This is a genomic window from Marinimicrobium sp. UBA4509, assembly GCF_002388575.1.
Taxonomy (GTDB): Bacteria; Pseudomonadota; Gammaproteobacteria; order Pseudomonadales; family Cellvibrionaceae; genus Marinimicrobium; species Marinimicrobium koreense.
On record NZ_DGMV01000051.1, the window covers coordinates 33,018 to 37,271 of the forward strand.

The window sequence follows — 4,254 nt, forward strand, 5'->3', positions numbered from 1 at the left end:
GGCGCCCCAGGGGGATTTTGAGATTACCCTGCCCCAGCGTTGTTGTTACCTTATGGACACGGATACTACGGTGGAGTTGATTGCCGACCACATCGCCAAAACCACCAAGTCCGAGTACCCGACCAGTACCATTCGTGTGCAGGCCTATGAAGGTATGAATAAAGGTGCAATCGCCGAGGCGTAAACCTCAATACACCGATGATTCACCTTCAGGACGGGTTTTGAAGCGTGGCTGTGCCCAAAAATATTGATGTGGGCACTCTTCGATGGCTTCTTCCATGTAGCGGTTGACCCGCACTGTGTCGGCATAGTCGTCGCCGCTGGGGAAATCTCCCAATGCCGGCCGGATGACCAGTTCGTAACCGCGCCCGCCGGGTAGGCGGTACTGGGTAAACGGAATCACCCGTCCCTTGCCCATGCTGACCAGTTTGCCTGTGGCACTGACGGTGGCGGCCTGCACGCCGAAGAAGGGGGCGAAGAGGCTGTTTTTTGAGCCCAGATCCCGGTCCGGGGCGTACCAGATGAAGCGGCCTTTGCGCAGGCGGCTGATCATGGCGCGTACGTTGTCGCGGGGGATGGTCATGGCGCCGGGGGAGTAGGCGCTGCGGCGTTTCATTTGCAGGTAGTCGTACACCGGGTTGCTGTGGGGCCGGTACATGCCGTCGAAGTTGACCACCTGACCCAACATGGCGCTGCCAATGTCCAGGGTCGTCATGTGCAGGCTGAGCAGCAGCGCGCCCTGCCCCGCCTCTTCAGCGGCTTTCAGATGTTCCAGGCCGGTGACGGTAAACAGTCGGCGCAGTCGCCAGCCCGGCCAGAACCAGGCGATGCCGGTTTCGAACACGGTCATGGCGGTGGAGGTGAGGTTCTGTTTCAGCAGGCGCTCGCGTTCGACCTCTGACAGATTCGGAAAACAGAGCTCAATATTGCGTCGGGCAAAGTTCAGCCGTTTTTTATTCAGCCTCAGCAAAGGCGCCAGCGCTTTGGCCAGCCACCACTGCAACCGGTAAGGCAGTTGGGCGATCAGAAACCATAGCCCGGCACCCAACCAGGAGGGCCAGTGACGGGGGGCGAGCAGTTGTTTGGGGAAGGATGTTTCAGCCATAGGCTATCTATTTACCTCAATGCGTATCGGCCGCGTTCTGGGCCATGGCCTCCAGACGGGCGTCTTTTTCCTGCCAAAGTTCGTTGACGCGGGCCTGAAACCGGGCTCGAAACGCCTCATCGTTCGGATAGTCGCCCACCATGTCGTTGGTGATGGGGCGCTGCTGGATGTGCATGTCCACCCGGCGTACTCGCCCACAGGCGTATTCCCAGAACGTGGGGCGGCCGTGGGGGTAGTAAAGGGTCACATCCAGCATCTGTCGAAGCTGGCCGTTCATGGCCGACAGGGTGAAGGCCAGGCCACCGGCTTTGGGCTTGAGCAGGTGCCTGAACTCCGGCGTGCCGTCGTCGCCGGCTTGCGCCAGCTGCTTGGCGGGCGTAAAGCGGGTGCCTTCCAGAAAGTTGATGATGGTGACCGGGCTGTGTTGGTACATTTCGCAGGCCCGGCGGGTACGCTCCAGGTCATCGTTGACCAGCGCCGGATTGCGGGTGATGTCTTTTTTGCTACGCCTGCGCATCACCGGAAAGTCCATCGCCCACAGTGCCTGCCCGAGCAGGGGCACCCAGAGAAGCTCGCGCTTGAAGAAGAATTTCACGTAGGGAATGCGACCGTTCAATACCCGGACCAGGATCATGATATCGACCCAGGACTGATGGTTGGCAATCAGCATGTACCACTCGTTGCGACTGAGTTGGTCGATATCTCCGCTGACGCGAATGTCGGTGCGGGTCAACAGCTTTTGATGCCAGCCATTGAGCGTAATCCAGCCGCTCGCCAGTTTGTCGAGCACGGCATTACAGGGGCGTCGCAGAGCGGGGATGATCAGTTTGACCAGCGCCACGGGCATGATCAACAGGAACACGCCCGCGATGGTGATCACGTACAGCGACAGGCTGAGGAAGCCCACGAGGGGGTAGATTATTGGCATACAAGCTCTCACGTAGGTCGGATTAGCGCAAAGCGCGTAATCCGACACAGAGGTGCCGCATGTCACGGGTCGATCGGGGCTTTAACTCAACGGCACCGTCACACATCGTTGAACGCTTAAAACGGCGCCTTCACCAACGGACTGACATCCGCCTCGTAGTCCACACCGTCGACGCCAAAGCCGAACAACTTCAGGAAACCTTCGTTGTAGCCCTTGTAGTCGGTCAGTTCAAAGAGGTTGTCTTCGGTCACTTGCGGCCAGATTTCTTCCACCTTGGCCTGTACTTTGGAGTCCAGCTCCAACTCGTCTACGCGGAAACGGTCTTCGTCGTCGAGACGCGGGTTGGCGCTATACAGGCATTCCACGAACAGACGCTGCAGCTGGTGAATGCAGTCTTCATGGGTGCCCTGCTCTTTCATTACTTTGAACAGGATGGACATGTACAACGGCATCACCGGAATGGCGGAGCTGGCCTGGGTGACCACTGCTTTGAGTACCGCGACGTGGGCCGTGCCGTTGAGGTCATCCAGTTTCTGGTCGATGGCCAGGGAGGCGCGATCCAGGTCTTCTTTGGCCTTGCCGATGGTGGCCTTGCCGTAGATCGGCCAGGTCAGCTTGTCGCCCAGGTAGGTGTAGGCGGTGGTCTGGCAGTTCTGCTCCAGCACGTCGGCGTCTTTCAGGGCGTCGATCCACAGTTCCCAGTCTTCGCCGCCCATCACTTTGACGGTGTTGGCAATTTCTTCGTCGTTGGCCGGCTCGACGGTGGTCTCGGTGATTTTCAGGGTATCGGTGTTCAGGCCTTTGGAGGTGTAGGCCTGACCAATCGGCTTGAGCACGGAGGTGTAGGTTTCACCGGTCTTGGGGTCGGTGCGTCGGGGCGAGGCCAGGCTGTAGACCACCAGGTCGATTTTGCCCAGGTCTTTTTTGATCTGCTCGATGGTCTGGGCCTTGATCTCGTCGGAGAAGGCGTCCCCATTGATGGTGTGGGCGTAGAGGCCATCAGCTTCGGCAAATTCGTGGAAGGCGGCGGTGTTGTAGTAGCCGGCGGAGGCGGTACGCTTCTCGGTGGGCGGTTTTTCGAAGCAGACCCCGAGGGTTTTGGCGCCAGAGCCGTAGGCGGCGGTGATGCGTGAGGCCAGGCCATAGCCGGTGGAGCAGCCGATGACCAGTACGTTTTTCGGGCCACCGTTGATGGGCCCCTGGGCCTTGGTGTAGTCGATCTGCTCGCGCACGTTGGCGGCGCAGCCCTGTGGGTGGGCGTTGGTGCAGATGAATCCGCGTACTTTTGGCTTGATAATCATGTAAAGTCCTACTCTTGTCTGGTCTGTTTGGTCGCTGCCCTGACCGTCGTTACGTGCTGTCAACGGCCGTTCAACCGCCCCAGTACTCAGATTCGGGGCGAAAAACGGGCATTGTACCAGCAGATGGGCTTTTTCGGCGAAATCTGTGGTTTTTGGAGATACTTCCAAGGTGCCACTAAGAGGGCCCGGCCCCGGCATCGGGTGGGTTCTTCTCAAAACGCGATAAATACGGTCCCTGTAGCTCCCTCTCTTCATCCCTGAAGAGAGGGTTTGAGAAGAACCCACCCGATGCCGCGACCTCTGAGGTAAACGGAACCCAATAGCTACTAGCGAAGCTTGGCTCAATATCCGGGACTCTGCCTCATTTAAAAGGAGAAATCATGCTGAAACCCATGCTCGCCCTGATGTTCTGGACGCTCTGCGTCGCTCTCTATTTGCTGACCCTGCGGATCTTGGCGGTGCGTAAGGGCACGGTGTCGATCGGCTATTTTCGGCTTTATCCGCCGGATCAGGCCGCTCCGGCACGGGCGCTGGCGGCGGCGCGTCATTATGACAACCTGTTTCAGGTGCCGATCCTGTTCTACCTCGCCTGTGTCACCAGTCTGGCCATGGGGCTCAATGGTCCGGCGGCGCTGGCCTGGGGGTTTGTGGCGCTGCGGGTGGTGCACGGTCTCATCCATATGGGCTACAACAACGTAATGCATAGGTTCATAGCATTTATGGCGAGCAACCTGTTGTTGGTGGCCATTTGGGTGGTGATTGCGTTGCAGCTGGGGAGTCGGGTTTAGCAGCGGATAAGTTGTTGGCGGCAAATCCTGACAACAGGCCCAAACTGGCATAACGTCCGGACCGTGAAGGGGATCTTCTTTCAAGACACGCCGTAAACCCATCCCTGGGGGCTCGAATCGCGGGTCCCCCGC

General features: G+C 58.8%; 4 protein-coding genes and 1 pseudogene. 2 read left to right on the forward strand and 3 right to left on the reverse strand.

Annotation, left to right across the window (positions count from 1 at the left end; genetic code table 11):
• Positions 1-184: pseudogene (locus tag B3520_RS09080) on the forward strand (hypothetical protein); the annotation flags it as partial.
• A gap of 3 nt (positions 185-187) precedes the next feature.
• Here the strand turns inward: B3520_RS09080 and lpxL are convergent.
• From lpxL to fabV, 3 genes are all read right to left on the reverse strand, one after another.
• Positions 188-1,105, reverse strand: a complete 918-nt coding sequence (gene lpxL / locus B3520_RS09085; RefSeq protein ID WP_286805131.1) for an LpxL/LpxP family Kdo(2)-lipid IV(A) lauroyl/palmitoleoyl acyltransferase — start codon at positions 1,103-1,105, stop codon at positions 188-190.
• Positions 1,106-1,121: 16 nt separating this feature from the next.
• Positions 1,122-2,033 (reverse strand): acyltransferase, encoded by a 912-nt coding sequence (locus B3520_RS09090; RefSeq protein ID WP_286805130.1) that lies wholly within the window; start codon positions 2,031-2,033, stop codon positions 1,122-1,124.
• Between the two features lie 116 nt (positions 2,034-2,149).
• A complete protein-coding gene (fabV, locus tag B3520_RS09095) occupies positions 2,150-3,334 on the reverse strand; it encodes an enoyl-ACP reductase FabV (RefSeq protein WP_286805128.1) in 1,185 nt (394 codons plus the stop codon).
• A 380-nt stretch (positions 3,335-3,714) separates the two neighbouring features.
• Here fabV and B3520_RS09100 point away from each other — a divergent pair, with 380 nt between their 5' ends.
• Positions 3,715-4,122, forward strand: a complete 408-nt coding sequence (locus B3520_RS09100; protein WP_286805127.1) for an MAPEG family protein — start codon at positions 3,715-3,717, stop codon at positions 4,120-4,122.
• Positions 4,123-4,254: the final 132 nt, after the last annotated feature.